Source organism: Kangiella sp. M94 (genome assembly GCF_054926195.1).
Genome location: NZ_CM142903.1, coordinates 1396856 through 1414203 on the forward strand (window position 1 = coordinate 1396856; position 17348 = coordinate 1414203).

At 44.5% G+C, this 17348-nt stretch carries 13 protein-coding genes; 7 read left to right on the forward strand and 6 right to left on the reverse strand.

Features of this window, described 5'->3' with window-relative positions; translation table 11 throughout:
* Window positions 1-44 precede the first annotated feature (44 nt).
* From truA to pepN, 5 genes are all read right to left on the reverse strand, one after another.
* Window positions 45-839, reverse strand: coding sequence for a tRNA pseudouridine(38-40) synthase TruA (gene truA, locus ACYTXU_RS06395; RefSeq protein WP_462209234.1), 795 nt, complete (start codon window positions 837-839; stop codon window positions 45-47).
* Between the two features lie 99 nt (window positions 840-938).
* Window positions 939-3251, reverse strand: coding sequence for a FimV/HubP family polar landmark protein (locus ACYTXU_RS06400; protein ID WP_462209236.1), 2313 nt, complete (start codon window positions 3249-3251; stop codon window positions 939-941).
* 127 nt (window positions 3252-3378) lie between these two features.
* The gene (locus ACYTXU_RS06405) at window positions 3379-4398 is read right to left on the reverse strand and encodes an aspartate-semialdehyde dehydrogenase (RefSeq protein WP_462209238.1); all 1020 of its coding nucleotides are present in this window, start codon (window positions 4396-4398) and stop codon (window positions 3379-3381) included.
* A 59-nt stretch (window positions 4399-4457) separates the two neighbouring features.
* Window positions 4458-4781, reverse strand: coding sequence for a hypothetical protein (locus ACYTXU_RS06410; RefSeq protein WP_462209239.1), 324 nt, complete (start codon window positions 4779-4781; stop codon window positions 4458-4460).
* Window positions 4782-4813: 32 nt separating this feature from the next.
* On the reverse strand, window positions 4814-7480 hold the full coding sequence (gene pepN / locus ACYTXU_RS06415; RefSeq protein WP_462209241.1) for an aminopeptidase N: 2667 nt from the start codon (window positions 7478-7480) through the stop codon (window positions 4814-4816).
* Window positions 7481-7604: 124 nt separating this feature from the next.
* Between pepN and ACYTXU_RS06420 the strand changes: the two genes are divergently transcribed.
* The 4 genes from ACYTXU_RS06420 (at window position 7605) to ACYTXU_RS06435 (ending at window position 12235) form a co-directional block, all read left to right on the forward strand.
* Window positions 7605-7988 carry a metal-binding protein gene (locus ACYTXU_RS06420; protein WP_462209242.1) on the forward strand — a complete coding sequence of 128 codons (384 nt, stop codon included), beginning with the start codon at window positions 7605-7607 and terminating at the stop codon, window positions 7986-7988.
* A gap of 454 nt (window positions 7989-8442) precedes the next feature.
* Window positions 8443-9534: a pyruvate dehydrogenase (acetyl-transferring) E1 component subunit alpha gene (gene pdhA / locus ACYTXU_RS06425; RefSeq protein WP_462209244.1), complete on the forward strand. Its 1092-nt coding sequence runs from the start codon at window positions 8443-8445 to the stop codon at window positions 9532-9534.
* Window positions 9534-10514, forward strand: coding sequence for an alpha-ketoacid dehydrogenase subunit beta (locus ACYTXU_RS06430; RefSeq protein WP_462209245.1), 981 nt, complete (start codon window positions 9534-9536; stop codon window positions 10512-10514). Before pdhA ends, ACYTXU_RS06430 begins: the two co-directional genes overlap by 1 nt.
* Window positions 10511-12235 (forward strand): 2-oxo acid dehydrogenase subunit E2, encoded by a 1725-nt coding sequence (locus ACYTXU_RS06435; protein WP_462209247.1) that lies wholly within the window; start codon window positions 10511-10513, stop codon window positions 12233-12235. The genes ACYTXU_RS06430 and ACYTXU_RS06435 overlap by 4 nt, the downstream gene beginning before the upstream one ends.
* 54 nt (window positions 12236-12289) lie before the next feature.
* Here the strand turns inward: ACYTXU_RS06435 and ACYTXU_RS06440 are convergent, their stop codons facing one another.
* On the reverse strand, window positions 12290-12634 hold the full coding sequence (locus ACYTXU_RS06440; RefSeq protein WP_462209248.1) for a hypothetical protein: 345 nt from the start codon (window positions 12632-12634) through the stop codon (window positions 12290-12292).
* A 163-nt stretch (window positions 12635-12797) separates the two neighbouring features.
* Between ACYTXU_RS06440 and ACYTXU_RS06445 the strand changes: the two genes are divergently transcribed.
* From ACYTXU_RS06445 to proB (ACYTXU_RS06455), 3 genes are all read left to right on the forward strand, one after another.
* Window positions 12798-14876, forward strand: coding sequence for a prolyl oligopeptidase family serine peptidase (locus tag ACYTXU_RS06445; protein WP_462209249.1), 2079 nt, complete (start codon window positions 12798-12800; stop codon window positions 14874-14876).
* 454 nt (window positions 14877-15330) lie between these two features.
* Window positions 15331-16167, forward strand: a complete 837-nt coding sequence (proB, locus tag ACYTXU_RS06450) for a glutamate 5-kinase (RefSeq protein ID WP_462209251.1) — start codon at window positions 15331-15333, stop codon at window positions 16165-16167.
* A 376-nt stretch (window positions 16168-16543) separates the two neighbouring features.
* Window positions 16544-17347: a glutamate 5-kinase gene (proB, locus tag ACYTXU_RS06455; RefSeq protein ID WP_462209252.1), complete on the forward strand. Its 804-nt coding sequence runs from the start codon at window positions 16544-16546 to the stop codon at window positions 17345-17347.
* Window position 17348: the final 1 nt, after the last annotated feature.

Genomic DNA, 17348 nt, shown 5'->3' on the forward strand with positions numbered 1-17348 from the left:
GGAATAAACCTCTGGTTTAACCACTTTAAAATTTCAGCACCCAGTCACATCCTTGACGGTAAAAATAAAGGGCCAGGGGAAACTTTTGGCAAGTCGAACTGTTCAGGGTACTCAACATCTACCAGATATAGGCCATTAGGGCTGGCAGTCGATGCTGCCTGAGTACGATCTTTTCCATCCAGTAACTGCTTTGCCCATTCAGGCTTTTGGTTATATCGCCCAATCTCAATCAGGCTACCAGCAATGTTGCGAACCATATGATGTAAAAAAGCATTTGCCTTTATATCTATGACAACATACTCACCCAAACGCTCAACAAATAGGTGATGGATATTCCTGAAAGATGTTTTTGACTGGCAACTTGCCGCTTGAAATGCTGCAAAATCTTGTTCACCGGGAAAATATTGACACGCTTCATTCATGACGTCGGTATCCAGCGGAGCTCGGCACCATGTCAGTCCTGAGCGAGCAATGGCTGGACGAGTTGAAGTATTGGCAATGATGTATCGATAACGACGTGCCGTAGCACTAAATCGCGCATGAAAGTCATCTTGGACTTCTCGTGCCCACCTAACAGCAATGTCGTCAGGCAACTGGGTATTTGCGCCCATAGTCCAAGCTTTTAATGGGCGCTCATTAGTTAACTCGAAATGAATAACCTGGCCTGTTGCATGCACGCCTGCATCCGTTCTGCCGGCGCAAAAAACCTCAATGGGCTGATCAGCAATTTGGGATAACACATCCTCTAGCTGTTGCTGCACAGATGATGCATGAGATTGGCGTTGCCAACCATGATATTTGTGCCCATCGTACTCGATACAGAGCGCGACTTTAGCCATAACTGGAATCTCTTTTGTACTGTTTAGATGCACAACACCGGGCTAAACCCGGTGCTGTGTGTTTGGACAATATATGCGCCCATTATAGCAGGCTTACTTTTAAGACAATAACTTAGTGGCTTCTGCACTCTGTGCTGAATTACCTTCTTTTTGAACTTCCTGCAAAATATCTTTTGCAGACTCTTCATCACCCATTTCCAAATAGGCTTTCGCTAGCTCCAATTTGGTTTGCACTTCATCTTCAGAAATACCTGAAGAATCAGCAGCAACCTCAGAAGATGCTTCTGATTCTTGGGTTACCAGACTTTCATCGTCTGCCTCTAACGAAAAATCTAAACTGTTGTCGTCTTTTTTCGCTTCATCAACAACCACTTCAGATTTAACTTTATCCTGCTCAGCAGTCTCTTCAACTTCTTTATCAAAGTCACTTAAATCAAAGTCTAAAGGTTCGTTGGCAGCTGTTGTATCGACCTCAGGTTCTTCCGTCGCTTCCAACTCTGCAGTTAAATCAACCTTAACTTCCTTATCATCATTCTGGTCATTGAATGCAAAAACATCATCTTCATCAGGTAAGGGCTTAGTTGTTTTAGTAACAGGTTGAGCAGGCTTAGCCGCTGGCGGTGCCACCATTGATGATAAACTGGCAACCTTAAGCCCTAGCTTAGAGTCATGATCAAAGTCCTTTGATAGACCTTGCTTAATCTGGTGGAATTTCTCGGCATTTTTCTGGCTAGCCAAAATCTCCATATACTTAACTCTAACTTCATCATTTTTCGGTTCTTTAGCCAATGCTTCCTCTAATACTCCATTCGCCTGCGTCAGCTTACCGCGGGCAATTAAAATATCAGCTTCCTCAATTGGACTTGAAGGTGCCTCATCAAAAGTCATCTTGTCCTTGCTTAAGAACGAATCTCCAGGAGTTTTCTTGGCAGTCCCCCCACCAAAACTTGGAACCAGACCAGAATCACCCTCTTCTGGTGGTTGTCTATTACGCCAATAAACAGCGCCGCCGGCAATTACCAGCAGTGCTAACAGTCCACCACCGGCCCAATACCAGAATCCTTCCGCCTGATAGAATGACTCTTCAGATTTTGAACTGGTTGCTGGGGATGTTTGGGGTTTTGTTTCTGCAACAGTTTGCTCTACTGTAGTTTCAGGTTGCTCTGAAACTGCTTTGCTGGAATCCTGCTCTTCAGCAACCTCAGATTCAGGTGATTCGATAGGCAAGGTGTCATCGGCGGCTTCTGCAGAGCCAGACAAGACTGCCAAAGTGTCATCTTCAACCTGAAGTCCAGTATCGGCAACATCGTCCTTAGCTTGTAACTCTTCTTTTAATTGCTCATTTTGAAGCTTTAAAGTTTCAACTGCTTCTCTTAAGGTATTCACTTCACTTTGCAATTCATCCACTGTATTAGAGTCTGTTTCTGAACCACCCGCCTGATTTAATGAGCTATCCTCAACGCTGGCAATGCTTAAACGACCACCTTGGGTACTTGATTCACTGCTAGACTGAGTTTCGGCTACTGTTTTACGCACATCTAAGGGCGCTTGGCTGCCGGCCAATGATGCACGATATTCACTCAATGCCTCGGCATGAGTGATGCTATCAATATAGGTTTGCTCTGGAATTTTCAGCTTTGATCCTGCTTTCAAGCGATTAACATCATCATTAATGAAAGCGTCTGGATTACTGCGATAAAGGGCTATCAGTGTTTGCTGCACCGTAGCATTATTCGGACGAACTTGCTGGGCAATACTCCATAGCGTCTGACCTCGGCCAACGCTCCAGTTATTGCCATCAAAAACAGGCGCTGAGCGACGCTGAGTCACAGCAGTTTCTTTCACTTCACCGGAATCTTTTGATACTGGCGTTTCAGCAGGACTGGTATCGACTTGTTCTTGAGCAGGTTCAGGAGTGGGGGTCCGCTTTATTTCTTTGGTGACCGATAATGGGCGCTGGGTTGGTGTTACCTGAGTTTGAGCCGGCTCTTGACTGATAACCGGAGTCGTTCTGTTAAAAACAGGAGGGTCCAACAGCAGAGTATATTCACGCATCAACTTGCCTTGCGGCCAATCAAGTTCAATGATGATGTTTACGTAAGGTTCTTTGATTGGTGAATCGCTGGAAACACGCACGGCCTTTGAACCATCAGCTTTGGTGTATATCTCAAAACGTAATAGGCTATGAAATGGCTCACGAGTAACGCCATAGCGCTCATAAGCTTCAAACGAAGCTACTTTAGCACGCAAGTCTGACTCTTGAAGCTCTTTGGAAGAAAGAAGAACGATCTCAGCGTCAAGCGGTTGGTTGAGACCTGATTCAGTCTTAATTTCACCGAGTCCAAGTGACCAGGCCTGAGATGTCATTAGTGCCGTCGATACAGCGACAGTCGCAGCTAATTTACGAAACATAAGTTCTCCCTCTTAAATACCCACAATGAAAATCCCAAGCAAAAAGCCGACATTCTGACGCGGCTTTTTGATGCTGGAACTTAAGATTATACTTTAAGTTAGCTATTGTTAAGTGCTAATTTTGCGACTATAAGTAACTTTTTACAAGTATTTCAGCGATTTGAACTGTGTTCAATGCCGCACCTTTGCGAACATTATCGGAAACTACCCACATGGCAAGGCCATTTTCCATGCCAACATCCTGGCGAATTCGGCTAACAAAGACAGCATCCTTACCACTTGCGTGAGTGACAGGAGTGGCATAATTAAGCTTGCTCATATCATCAACCACCGTAACCCCTTTTGCATGCTTTAACAAGAATCTGGCCTGCTCAACATCAAGTGGTACACGGGTTTTAATATGAACGGCTTCAGAGTGCCCATAAAAAACCGGAACACGCACCGCAGTTGGACTAACGCCAATAGTAGGATCTTCAAAGATTTTATGGGTTTCCCATACCATCTTCATTTCCTCTTTGGTGTAGCCATTTTCCTGGATTGCATCAATATTCGGTAACACATTAAAAGCAATCTGCTTGTCATAGACTTTGCTGACTGCTGCACGGCCGTTGAGTAGTTCAGCGGTTTGGCTGGCCAACTCTTCTACTGCTTTATGGCCTGAGCCTGAAACAGCCTGATAGGTACACACATTGATATGCTCAATACCCACATCGTCCTGGATCGGCTTGAGAGCAACTAAAAGTTGCATGGTAGAGCAATTGGGATTAGCAATAATACCGCGATTTTTATAATCGGCAATTCGTTCAGGATTGACTTCTGCAATGACTAGCGGGATATCATCGTCATAACGGAAGTGAGAAGTGTTATCGACCACGACACAGCCCGCTTCAGCAGCTTTAGGAGCATACTCAGCAGAGATATCACCGCCCGCAGAAAATAAAGCAATATCTGCCATCGAAAAGTCAAAGTCCGCAAGGTTTTCAACTCGAACCGACTTACCCTTATACATCAAGCGCTCGCCAGCGGAACGCTCACTTGCCAGCAAGTACAAATTCTCAACTGGAAAATCACGCTCTTCCAGAATCTCACGAATAGTAACACCGACGGCACCTGTAGCGCCGACGATGGCAACATTAACTTTTTTCAATTTAGTTCTCCGAAAACACCAAAAAAGGAATCAATATGAACTCTAAAAATCAGCCCTAACTACTTCTTTCTGCTGAACATTATCCAAACTCTTAATGCAATATAGCCAACAAATCCAGCAGCAATCATGTAATGGGACGCTAGAACCCATAAGTCAGCATTTTCATCAGGGTGGACATATTTCAGTAAAAAACCGGCGGCAAAAAGAAGAACGGCCAGGAAGGACAAACTCTGCAGACGACGATTACGCTTAATTCTCTGGATATGAATAGCACGCTCTAGTTGCTCTTCACTGCTACCTTTCAATACGGCACCACAATGCGTGCAAACTTCCGCTTTGCTCGAAATTCGCTTACCGCACACAATACATCTGATAATTGACATAACTCACTCTTACTCTTATCGATTAATTTAAATCAGCCTAAAGCCTTGCTAGCTATCTCATAAACATCTTTGGACAGATCAGGCAGTTGCAAAATACCCTGTAATTGTTCGCACATCAAGCGCTGACGCTCATCGTCAAACTTTTTCCAGCGATTAAAGGCACCGGTCAAACGTGCAGCTGTTTGCGGGTTCACGCTATAGAGGATTTTGATTTGTTCCGCCAGGAATGTATAGCCCTTTCCATCCTTACGGTGAAACTGCGGCAGGTTTGAACCGGCAAAGGCTCCTACCACAGATCTAACCTTATTGGGATTCTTAATATCAAAGGCCGGGTGCTTAATTAACCCTTCTACTCTATCAATCGTGGAATCGGTTGGATCAGTAGCCTGCGCCATGAGCCACTTGTTAACGACTAAGTCCTCATTCTGCCATTTCTGATAAAAATCTTCAGCTATCTGCTTTTTCTGCTCATAATTGGAATGCATAAGCAATTTCAGCGCCGTTTCAGCATCCGTCATATTGTTACTATTGAATAACTGGCTGACTGCCAATTCATAAGCCTTCGGCTTTTCCAGCACAACCAGATAGCTTAAACAAACACCCGCAAAGGCTCGCTTAGCAATTGAAGTTTTATCCTGATTAAAATTGCCAACATGATGATTGGCCTGATAATGCACCAGCCAATCCATTTCCAGATGACTAGCCAGTTCTTTTTTCAAAAAGTTATGAGCATTAATCAAATGGTCAAGATTGACTCGCTCCACTTCTTCGATCAGAGCCTTAATATCGGGCAAGGTTAGAGCCAACGCTTTAAAGCGCCCATCAAGCGACTCGTCAGAGAGCAGGTTTTGCACTGCGTTGACCAGATGTAAAGGGAACTGCATAGGCTCGCCCGCTTCCTGCTCTGCACACAGCTGCCAGATCACGCGCGCAAATAACCGCTGCCCTGCCTCCCAGCGATTAAAGGGATCGCTGTCATGAGCATACAGAAATGCTAAATCTTGATCGTTATAGTCATAATGCAGGCGCACAGGCGCTGAGAAATTACGTAAAAGCGACAAAACAGGTGTATGCTTCACATCAACAAACTCGAAGGACTGCTCCGATTGAGTTAGATGCAAAATATCACCGGTTAGCTGTTCCTTGTGGGAAGCAAGTTCAAGTGGCAAGTCATTGCCATCCTTATCAAGCAAACCAAGTTTAAGTGGAATATGGAAAGGCAGCTTGTTCGATTGCCCGGGTGTATCAGGACAAGCCTGTCCTATATGCAGGGTCAGCTTTTTATGTAACTCATCATATTCGCTAGTGACCGTGACCTCTGGCGTACCAGCCTGCAAATACCAGTGTCTGAATTGCTTCAGATCATAACCGTTAGCCTCTTCCATAGCGCTAACAAAGTCTTCACACGTGACTGCCTGCCCATCATGACGCTCAAAATATAAATCCATTCCACGACGGAAACCATCAGCACCTAACAAGGTGTGATACATGCGAATCACTTCGGCACCTTTGTTGTACACAGTCACTGTATAAAAGTTATTCATCTCAATATAGCTGTCAGGACGGATCGGATGTGCCATGGGACCAGCATCTTCAGCAAACTGATGTGAGCGAATGACTTTGACATCCTCAATGCGCTTAACTGCATGATCGGTTTGATCGGCCGTAAATTGCTGGTCACGGAAGACGGTTAATCCTTCTTTTAAACTGAGCTGGAACCAGTCGCGGCAAGTGACTCGATTACCGGTCCAATTATGGAAGTACTCGTGAGCGATAACGGCCTCGACGTCTTCAAAATCTTGATCCGTAGCAGTATCTGAGTGGGCCAGGACATATTTAGTATTAAAGATGTTAAGCCCTTTGTTTTCCATGGCGCCCATATTGAAATCACCGACAGCCACAATCATGTATATATCAAGATCATATTCGAGCCCAAACACCTCTTCATCCCAGGCCATGGCTTTCTTGAGAGACTCCATTGCATGATGACATTGGTCAAGCTTGCCCTTATCCACATAGATTTCGAGCTTGATATCACGCCCTGATTGAGTCTTAAAATGGTCTTCCAGCAAATCATAGTCACCAGCACACAAGGCAAACAGATAGCTGGGTTTACGGAACGGATCATGCCAGATCGCATAATGACGACCATTGGCTAATTTTCCGTGCTCTATTTGATTACCATTCGAGAGTAAATAGGGATACTTCTGCTGCGCTGCCTCAATACGAACGGTAAAGATACTCATCACATCAGGGCGATCGGAGTAGTAGGTGATTTTACGAAATCCCTCGGCTTCACATTGAGAACAGAACTTGCCATTAGACAAGTACAAGCCTTCCAGACTAGTATTGGTGTTAGGATAAATTCTTACTTTAGTCGTCATCTCAAAAGAGCTTTGCTGATAATCCAGGTCCATGACCTTATCCAACCAAACCGTTAACTGCTCAGAGTCAGTTTCGTACTGAGCCGGTTCTAACTTGTGACCATCAATAGCAATTTCCAACAACTCTAACTCTTCACCATCAAGCACTAAACTATCAGAAGAATCTGCATCAGGATTAGCGCGTAGCTTTAAGCGAGCATTGACAATGGCATGGTCATCAAACAGCTCAAAGTTTAAATTCACTTCATCAATCAAGAATGCTGATGGTTTATAATCTTTGCGGTATTTTACTGGGATGCTATCGCTTGTTTTCATAAAAGCTCTTAGTTAGAAGTCCAATGGTTGGTTAAAAGTAAATTGCCGCTATTGTAGCAATCATGCAAACTATCCGATATAAAAGACTTCGCCAAAAACAACTTACCAATAGAAAAAAATAACTATGTGTAAATGCTCTGAACTAGCCGACATTTTATTAGGCGATGATGAAATTATAAGCAACAGCCCGCAACACCCTCTGCACGGACTGGATGAAGTGGACTGGAACCCATCGCAGTGGGCCTGCTTGAACCAATGCCCGGAATGCGGGCAGCTCTGGCACATTGATATTGCCAAAGCTAATCAGATCGGAATTTGTGTCAAAGTAGCAGACCAAGCCGCTTGGCAAAAACTGGATACTACTCATGCCCGAATTGACTTAATGGTACAAAATCATGGCGGTTTAAGTTTCGAAACCTGTAAGTGGAAACAGTGTAATAATAACTGCGTAAAAGGCTTAGCTTTCTGCCCAGAACACGCCTATTTTGAGATGGATATCAAGGCCTGATTTTGGATACTTATTCTAGTCATGATGACTCGTTATAAACGACTAACTCACTGAATTTTGGAAAATTACCCATGCTCATCAATAAGTTTTACTAATCAATAGCTGAACAACCAGCAACAAAACTGATGCTTCACTGGTCAGAACTGCCATTTACTATACAAAAGGCTTAAAAATCCGTACAATCGCCTCCGAAAACAGCTGTTTTTAACCATGGGAAAGCTCAAATTAACGGCCGAGCGAACGCTCTAACTTATTAAAAAATAAGTTTATTTTATAAAGTGGCTGACTAAAAACCACTCTTCATAAACCGTTAACGGAAACACTAAAAAGTTCACGTATAATCGGACTATTTCTGGTCATAGAGTAAAAAGATTGCGTGAAAACAGTCTTTAAAGCTCAATGAGCTTTAAAACGAACAGAATTTTTTTCCCAGTAACCTTAGGAGAATGTAGCCTTGACGACTACAACTGTTGCTTCTTTTGAAATCAAGTACCACCAGTATCTTGATACTCAGGGTAAACCAACCCAGAAACTACCCGCATTTGCCAAAGATATGGACACAATGCGTAAACTTTACCGTGAAATGGCTTTGCTACGTGCTTTTGATGCAAAAGCATACGCTTTGCAACGTACTGGTAAAATGGGTACCTACCCTGCTTCATTAGGTCAGGAAGCTATTGGTATTGGTTATGGCGATGCCATGACTGCCGAAGATGTTCTTATTCCTTATTACCGCTCTACTGGCGCCATGCTAAAACACGGCGTCACCATGAAAGAAATTCTTCTTTATTGGGGTGGAGATGAAGAAGGCTCTAACTATTCTGTAGCCAAAGATGACTTCCCTATTTGTGTACCGATTGCTAACCAGATAGTTCATGCATCAGGCGTAGCCAAAGCCATTCAGATGCGTGGCCAAAAACGTGCGGTTGCCACTGAAATTGGTGAAGGCGGTACTTCGGAAGGTGACTTCTACGAAGGTATTAATGTTGCAGGTATCTGGAACCTTGGCGTTGTTTTCATGATTAACAACAACCAATGGGCTATCTCGGTTCCAACTGAAATTCAAACCGCTTGCGAAACTTATGCGCAGAAAGCAATTGCTGCCGGTATTGAAGGCGTTCAAGTTGACGGCAACGATATCATCGCAGTGAAACAAGTCGCCGATTATGCGTTTGAAAAAGCACGCAATGGCGGTGGCCCAACTTTAATTGAAGCTATCACTTACCGTTTATGTGATCACACCACTGCGGACGATGCATCTCGTTACGATGATCCTAAAGTTAAAGAAGAAGCCTGGAAAAATGAACCAATGGTTCGTTTGCGCAAATATTTAGAAGCCAACAAGGCCTGGTCTGACAAAGACGAAGACGCTATGAAGGCAGAAATTGCTAAAGAAGTTGATGCAGCAGTTAAAGAATACGAAGAGGCTCCAAAGCCAGGCCCAGAATTGATGTTTGATCATCTCTACGCTGAGCTACCTGAAAATACCAAACCACAACGTGAAGCAGCGATTAAGCTGGCCGAAAAAGCGCGAGGTGCAAAATAATGGCAGCGATTACTTTAATTGAAGCAGTCAATGCAGCAATGGCTTATGAGCTTGAGCACGATAAAGATGTTGTATTGTTTGGTGAAGATGTCGGTAAAAACGGCGGTGTATTCCGTGCAACTGACGGCCTACAAAAGAAATTTGGCGCAGATCGCGTCATCGACTCGCCTCTTGCGGAATCTATGATTGCCGGTTTAGCGGTTGGTATGGCCGCACAGGGCATGAAGCCAATAGCTGAAATGCAATTTATGGGCTTTATCTTCCCGGCAGTTGATCAAATTTTCGGTCACGCAGCACGTATGCGTCATCGTACGCGCGGCCGCCTGACTTTGCCGATGGTTATTCGTGCACCTTATGGTGGCGGTATCCATGCACCTGAGCATCACTCTGAATCTACTGAAGCATTGTTTGCCCATATTCCGGGGCTTAAAGTGGTTATCCCTTCCAACCCAAGCCGTGCTTATGGTCTGATGTTGGCAGCAATCCGCGATCCTGATCCGGTGATTTTCCTTGAGCCAAAACGTGTCTACCGTATCGTTAAACATGAAGTTGAAGATACTGGTGAAGAATATCCATTAGAAGCTTGTTTCGTTGATCGCGAAGGCTCTGACATTACCCTGATTTCCTGGGGTGCTATGATGCATGAAACCTTGCAAGCTGCTGAAAAATTAGCGGCTGAAGGTATTGATGCCGAAGTGATTGATGTAGCAACGATCAGCCCAATTGATATGGATACAATTCTTGAGTCAGTTCAGAAAACTGGTCGCGTCTGTATCGTTCAGGAAGCACCAAAATCTGGCTCAGTCGGTTCTGAAATTGCCGCTGAGATTGCCGAAAAAGCGATTATGAGTTTACTCGCGCCAATTGGCCGCGTATCAGGTTATGATACGGTGATGCCTTATTACCGCTTAGAAAAACAATACATGCCGACCGTGGATCGTATCCTCGATGAAGCGCGCAAAATCATGGAGTACAAATGAAACAGTTTAACTTACCCGATTTAGGTGAAGGCTTACCAGATGCGGAAATCGTACGCTGGTTAGTTAAAGAAGGTGATGAAGTAACTGTCGACCAGCCTATGGTCGAGATGGAAACTGCTAAAGCCGTGGTTGAAGTGCCTTCTCCATTCGCTGGTCGTATTGGAAAATTACATGGCCAAGCTGGCGATGTGATTGATGTGGGTGCCGTTCTGGTCACTTTTGGTGAAGTCGGCGAAGTGGCCGAAGAAGCTCCTGAGCCAGCACCAGTTGCCGAGACAGCAAAAGAAGAAGCACAAGCATCAGCTCCTGCTGCCGGTAGCGACACTTTCTTGCTTCCTGATTTAGGCGAAGGCTTACCTGATGCAGAAATCGTTCGCTGGTTAGTGAAGGAAGGCGATACGGTGACCGTTGATCAGCCTATGGTTGAAATGGAAACTGCTAAAGCTGTGGTTGAAGTACCCTCTCCTTTTGCTGGCAAAGTTTCAAAGCTTTATGGCCAGGCCGGTGACGTGATCGAAGTTGGCGCGCCATTGGTAGCTTTTGGTGACATGAGCGGTGGCACTGGCGGCGCTACTGCTAGTGAAAACAAACCAACCACACCAGCTAAAGAAGAAGCTGGCGAAGAAAAACGTGCTGACAGTGGTACTGTTGTTGGTGCTGTTGAAGTCGGCAACAATGTTGTTGCAGAAACAGCCAACGCAGTAGTTAAAGCATTAGCCAAGAAATTGAAAGTCGATTTGACGCAAGTTAAAGGTACTGGCAAAGACGGCGCTATTACGCAAAAAGACGTGCGTGAAGCGGCCAAATCTGGTGCAACGACTTCAGCCACTCAGGCAGAGCAACCTCAGCAATCAGCTGGCGTTGATACTTCAAACCCTCTTGCTTATAAAGCCTCTCCTGCCGTGCGCGCATTAGCTCGTAAGCTGGGCGTTGATTTAGGCGATTGCCAGGCAACTGGGCGCAAAGGTTCGATTACTCGTGATGATGTTGAACAAGCCTCTCAAGGCGGTTCATCAGCTCCACGCCAATCGCAACCAGCCATGTCTGCGCAACAGGCAAAAGGCTTACCAGCAGTTAATCTGGAAGTGAAACCTGAAAAAGTTCGCGGGGTGCGTCGCGCCATGGCAATGGGTATGGCAAACTCAGCAGCAACAGTTGTTCCAACCAGCCTGGTTGAGGATGTCGACATTACTGCATGGCCAAAAGGCACCGACTCACTGGCTCGCTACGTTCGAGCCCTTGTCACTGCTGCAAAGCAAGTGCCAGCGATGAATGCCTGGTTCGATGGTGAAAACTTCGAGCGTCTATTACACCCGAACGTTAACGTCGGTATCGCGGTTGATTCACCGGACGGTTTATACGTACCGGTAATTCATAACGCAGATCGTATGGACATGGCAGGTGTACGTGCTAGAGTTCAGGAGCTTCGCGAAAAGATTGAAACTAAATCATTGAAACAGGATGATCAGCAAAATGCGACCATCACTCTTTCAAACTTTGGTTCTATCGCCGGTCGTTACGGCACTCCAGTAGTATCGCCACCTCAGGTAGCGATTCTAGGAACTGGCCGCTTCCGTAACGAATTGAAGCTAACCGACAAAGGCATTACCAACGCAAAAATGTTGCCATTGTCGTTAACTTTCGATCACCGTGCCTGTACTGGAGGAGAAGCAGCCCGCTTCCTGGCAGCTGTGATGGAAGACCTACAGTTAGCTCGTTAATTCAGTTTAAGAGCTAAATAAAAAGCGTAGCGTTAGTTTCTAACCTACGCTTTTTTATTGCCCTTCTTCCTTCTCTATTTCTCTTATCATTGCAAACTTTCCAGACATAAGCTGTCCACGATGCTTTTCGCACCACCAGCGGTAAATTGGATACATTAACAAGCTACCCAAAATTGCAAAAATAAAATATAAAAAAATTGTAGGAAGAAAACTAATCAGCATACTCCCTACTGAAACAGCAGTCTCTTCAAATGGTGATACTGTTAATAAAAACAAAGCAAACATCAGTGCAAAACCTATACATACAAATAAAGCTATTTTTATATAGCTTATAAAATCTAACTGTATTCTCGCTTTTGTATCATAGTGTTCTTCTATAATTGTTCTTTGATGCGTCAAACCACTTTCCTTCTGTAATATTTCAACACACTTGTATCCTAGCGGAGCTTTAAACGCTTTGCTATGCTCTTTGGTGATTTTATATGTGGAAAGTTAATTCAAGACATTAGGGACTGATTCCCTTTTAAAATGTGTTTGTGTGGAGGCTCATGTGGAAACAACAATGAAAAAACTATTACTGACTGGCTTGCTCAGTGCTTTATTGACTACTTCGGTTTCTGCCAAAGAAGCCAATGACCCTTATATCTGGCTAGAAGAAGTCGAAGGTAAAGGAGCCCTTGAGTGGGTTGAAGAAAACAATAAAGTATCTTTGAGCTATCTGCAGTCTCAGCCGTTGTATGAAGAGTTGTATGAAACCAACCTTGATATTCTTAACTCTGACGACCGTATCCCCTATGTCACTGAGATGAACGGTTACTTTTATAACTTCTGGCGTGATGAAAAACATGTGCGCGGTGTTTGGCGTAGAACCACCTTAGAAGAATACAAGAAAGCAGAGCCTAAGTGGGAAGTCATTCTTGACGTTGACGCACTTGCTGAAAAGGAAGATGAAAACTGGGTTTATAAAGGATCTAACTGTCTTTACCCCGACTATCAACGCTGCCTGATAAGCCTGTCTCGCGGCGGTGCTGATGCTACCGTTGTTCGCGAGTTTAATGTTGAAAGTAAAAGCTTCATAAAGGGCGGTTTCCAGTTACCTGAAGCAAAGAGCAATTTAAGCTGGATTGATGAAGATACTGTCTTTGTGGGCACTGATTTTGGCGCAGACAGCCTGACCGATTCGGGTTATCCAAGAGTGGTTAAGCTGTGGAAGCGAGGCCAAAAACTCGAAGACGCAACAGCTGTATTCGCAGGTAATCAAAGCGATGTTGCAGTACAAGCCTTCGTCACTCGTGATAAAGAAGAATCTTATAAATTTGTCTACCAAGGTTTGGACTTTTACAGTTCTGAAATTTATTTATTTACTGAAGATGGCTTAACAAAGCTTGACCGTCCAAAAGATAGTTCATTTAGAGCCATTAATAATGGTCAACTGTTACTTGAGTTAAAATCAGACTGGACTATTGGTGACAAAACCTATCAGCAAGCTACACTCCTTTCGATCGCCATTGACGATTATCTGTCAGGCAAGAAAAACTTTACTGAAGTGCTAGTGCCCGATGAGCGCACAGCAATCAGTGGTATATCTTCGACTAAAGATTACTTGCTGGTTAATCTGCTCAAAGATGTGAGCAGTGAACTGCATCGTTATTGGTACACCGACGGTAAGTGGCACAATCAAAAAGTAGACTTACCGGAATTTGGCACAATCAGTGTGGCTGGGACCAGTGACAAGCATAATAACTTTTTTGTTAACTATGCCAGCTTCTTAACACCTAGTACTTTTTCTTACTTTGATGAGAAGACAGAGAAATTCAGCGAGCTAAAAAGCTTGCCAGCTTTCTTTGATGCCGAACCTTACAAGGTTGAACAGCATTTTGTTGAAGCAGACGATGGCGTTAAAGTGCCCTACTTTATCGTCATGCGTAAAGATGTCGAATACAACGGCAAAAACCCAACCTTGCTTTACGGTTATGGCGGTTTTGAAGTTTCCCTGCGTCCAAGCTACTCAGCGCTGATAGGCAAAAATTGGTTAGAACAGGGTGGCGTTTATGTCCTTGCCAATATACGTGGCGGTGGCGAGTACGGTCCAGACTGGCATCAGGCGGCTTTAAAAGAAAATCGTCATGTGGCCTTTAATGATTTTATCAGCGTTGCCGAGGACTTGATCGAGCGAAAAATCACATCCGAAGAACATTTAGGGATACGTGGCGGTAGTAATGGTGGCCTATTGGTTGGCACCGTTGCGACGATGCGTCCGGATCTATTTGGTGCTGTAGTTTGTCAGGTTCCACTACTGGATATGAAGCGATTCAACAAACTACTGGCCGGAGCAAGCTGGATGGGTGAATACGGCAATCCAGATAATGAAGATGAGTGGAACTACATCAAAACCTACTCGCCTTATCATAATGTTCACAAGGATGAAGATTATCCAAGAATTTTCTTCACAACTTCGACCCGAGACGATCGTGTTCACCCAGGCCATGCGCGCAAGATGGTCGCCAAAATGCAAGCCATGGGGCACGATGTACTCTACTACGAAAACACTGAAGGTGGTCATGGCGGCGCAGCTAATAATGACCAATCAGCCAAGCTTTATGCGCTGATTCATACTTATTTAGCGGATCAGTTAAAATAATCCCGCCCAGTGTTTTAGTGCCTTTTTTGATCTTAACCAATCTATTAAGACCTGCCACTGTCATCCCGCGGCTCGACCGCGGGATCCAGTGACTTTTCATTCCGCATCAAAGAATTCTCGACCCTCTAATCAAGTAACGAATCCATAAAATACGGCTTACTTTAATCAGTGTGCATAATCTGAGCTCACCCTCCCCCTACTTTATAACCAAAAGTTAATTGACTGGATAATGTTTTCCAGCGATTATCAACGGTATGAATAGATTCCCTCATACAGCACAGCCTCTACCGGTTATCCCCGCAAGTCTTCCCGTACCCGGAAAGTCTCGGCTTGCGCTGTGTGATTGTTTTTTAGAGAGTTGTAGTAGCTAGCACTCAATTAAGAAAGACCATAAACCACAGAAACCCGCAAGCCAAAGGCTTCGCGGGTTTTTTAATGCCTAAGAGAAATACAAATGAATGACATAAACTTTAGTCACTATCAAAAAATTGTTATCAAGGTAGGATCTGCCTTGATTGCACCGGACTCGCGCGCCTGTTCTGCAGAATATTGCTTGCCCATCGCAAACTTCATAAAGAAATGCCATGCAGCATCAAAACAGGTCATTCTGGTGTCTTCAGGCGCAGTAGCAGCCGGTTTCAATCAATTACAGTTACCTGCAACTCAAACCATTAACCTTGAGCAGAAACAAGCATTGGCAGCTATCGGACAGTCCATTGTGATACGTCATTGGCAGCACTTTTTTGACCAGGATGTCGCGCAGGTCCTGTTAACTTCAGACGATATCAACAATCCCAAGCGAGCCAGTAACGCCAAAAAGACCTTTGCCCAGTTAGAACAATTTGGGGCACTACCAATTGTGAATGAAAACGATACGGTGGTCACTGAAGAGCTCAAGTTTGGTGACAACGACATGCTAGCAGCACAGGTTGCTCTACTGACGGGCGCCGATTTGCTAATCATATGCAGCGATGTTGATGGTGTTTTTAATGATAATCCGCACACTAATCCAGATGCTGTGTTGATTAAAACCATTGATTACGGCAACCAGGACGTTATTGGCTATGCCAAGACTAAGCATAATCGTCGCTCCAGCGGCGGTATGTTGAGCAAACTCCAGTCGGCTGCTTTAGCAAACACACAGGGTATTGCGGTGACTATTTGTAACGGCAAGAAAGAGGCTTATAACCATTTATGGGCTAACCAGAATCCTGGCACCTGGCTTTATCCAAATCGGCTAAAAGTTATGAATAACCAATCTTCGCATAAGAGGAACTTATCCGAAGCATAAGATACTGTTATTTCAATTATTTTTCCATAAACCTGAAAATCGCTGAGATATGGCCTCGTGGGTAGTTAGCAATACTTAAACTAATGCTACTACCCTACCAGTTGAAGCAGCAGATCTGCGCTAAGAGGCGCTTAGAGGCCCTCTCAGATTTTCTCGGGTTAGAATTTGACATAAGGATCTGTATGGTGACAATGCGAACCGTGCTTACTATTTATTCAACAGCGAAAAAGACAGCAACGGCGGGCTTTTTGAGCCAGTCGGACGCTATTTCTGTTGCTCCTGCATTAGTTACAACGACTAATTGCAGCCCTGTCTTCAGGCACATCCTTTCGATTTTTCCATTCACATATCCTTTAAATTAAATATAAGGTATTCCATGCTCGAACACATCGATTTTAGTCAATACAAAAATATAGTCATTAAAGTTGGATCGGCGCTGATTGCTCCAGACGGTCGCTCCTGCTCATCAGAATATTGTTTGCCGATTGCACACTTTATTCGTAAATGCCACAAAGCTGGCAAGAATGTAACCTTGGTATCTTCTGGTGCCGTGGCTGCAGGTTTTAACCTGGTCAAGCCGGATAATGAAGTGTTAACCCGTAAAGAAAAGCAACCATTGGCGGCGATTGGCCAATCTATGGTGGTTCGACACTGGCAACGCTTCTTTGATGATGTGGTAGCACAGGTACTATTAACCTCTGCCGATATCAAGAATCCTGAGCGTTCTGAAAATGCGCGTAACACTTTCCAGACCTTATTTGAACTGGGTGCTATGCCAATCGTGAATGAGAATGACACAGTTGCCACAGAGGAGCTGACGATTGGTGATAACGACAACTTGGTCGCACAGGTTGCTGCGTTAACTGACGCTGACCTGCTTATCATCTGTAGCGATATTAACGGTGTCTATGATGACAACCCCAAGACAAACCCTGAAGCTGAGTTAGTCACTCAATTCAGTGGCGTTACTGATGAAACCTTAGCCGTCGGCAAAGGTAGTCATAACCCACGCGGTACTGGCGGTATGCAAACCAAGCTACAAGCTGCGCGCTTTGCATCAGAAAACGGTATCGACACCATTATTTGTAATGGTAAGAACGAAAGTTACATGAGGTTGTTCAGCAACCAGAACCCAGGGACTTTGATCCACCGTACTTGTAAAGAAGTATCGGTAGCCTAGG

Bases quoted from the DNA above. Each gene is read 5' to 3' on its own strand.
- ACYTXU_RS06420 (WP_462209242.1), top strand. From the start codon at position 7,605: ATGTGTAAATGCTCTGAACTAGCCGACATTTTATTAGGCGATGATGAA.
- ACYTXU_RS06410 (WP_462209239.1), bottom strand. From the start codon at position 4,781: ATGTCAATTATCAGATGTATTGTGTGCGGTAAGCGAATTTCGAGCAAA.
- ACYTXU_RS06430 (WP_462209245.1), top strand. From the start codon at position 9,534: ATGGCAGCGATTACTTTAATTGAAGCAGTCAATGCAGCAATGGCTTAT.
- truA (WP_462209234.1), bottom strand. From the start codon at position 839: ATGGCTAAAGTCGCGCTCTGTATCGAGTACGATGGGCACAAATATCAT.
- proB (WP_462209252.1), top strand. From the start codon at position 16,544: ATGCTCGAACACATCGATTTTAGTCAATACAAAAATATAGTCATTAAA.
- ACYTXU_RS06400 (WP_462209236.1), bottom strand. From the start codon at position 3,251: ATGTTTCGTAAATTAGCTGCGACTGTCGCTGTATCGACGGCACTAATG.
- ACYTXU_RS06435 (WP_462209247.1), top strand. From the start codon at position 10,511: ATGAAACAGTTTAACTTACCCGATTTAGGTGAAGGCTTACCAGATGCG.
- ACYTXU_RS06445 (WP_462209249.1), top strand. From the start codon at position 12,798: ATGAAAAAACTATTACTGACTGGCTTGCTCAGTGCTTTATTGACTACT.
- proB (WP_462209251.1), top strand. From the start codon at position 15,331: ATGAATGACATAAACTTTAGTCACTATCAAAAAATTGTTATCAAGGTA.
- pepN (WP_462209241.1), bottom strand. From the start codon at position 7,480: ATGAAAACAAGCGATAGCATCCCAGTAAAATACCGCAAAGATTATAAA.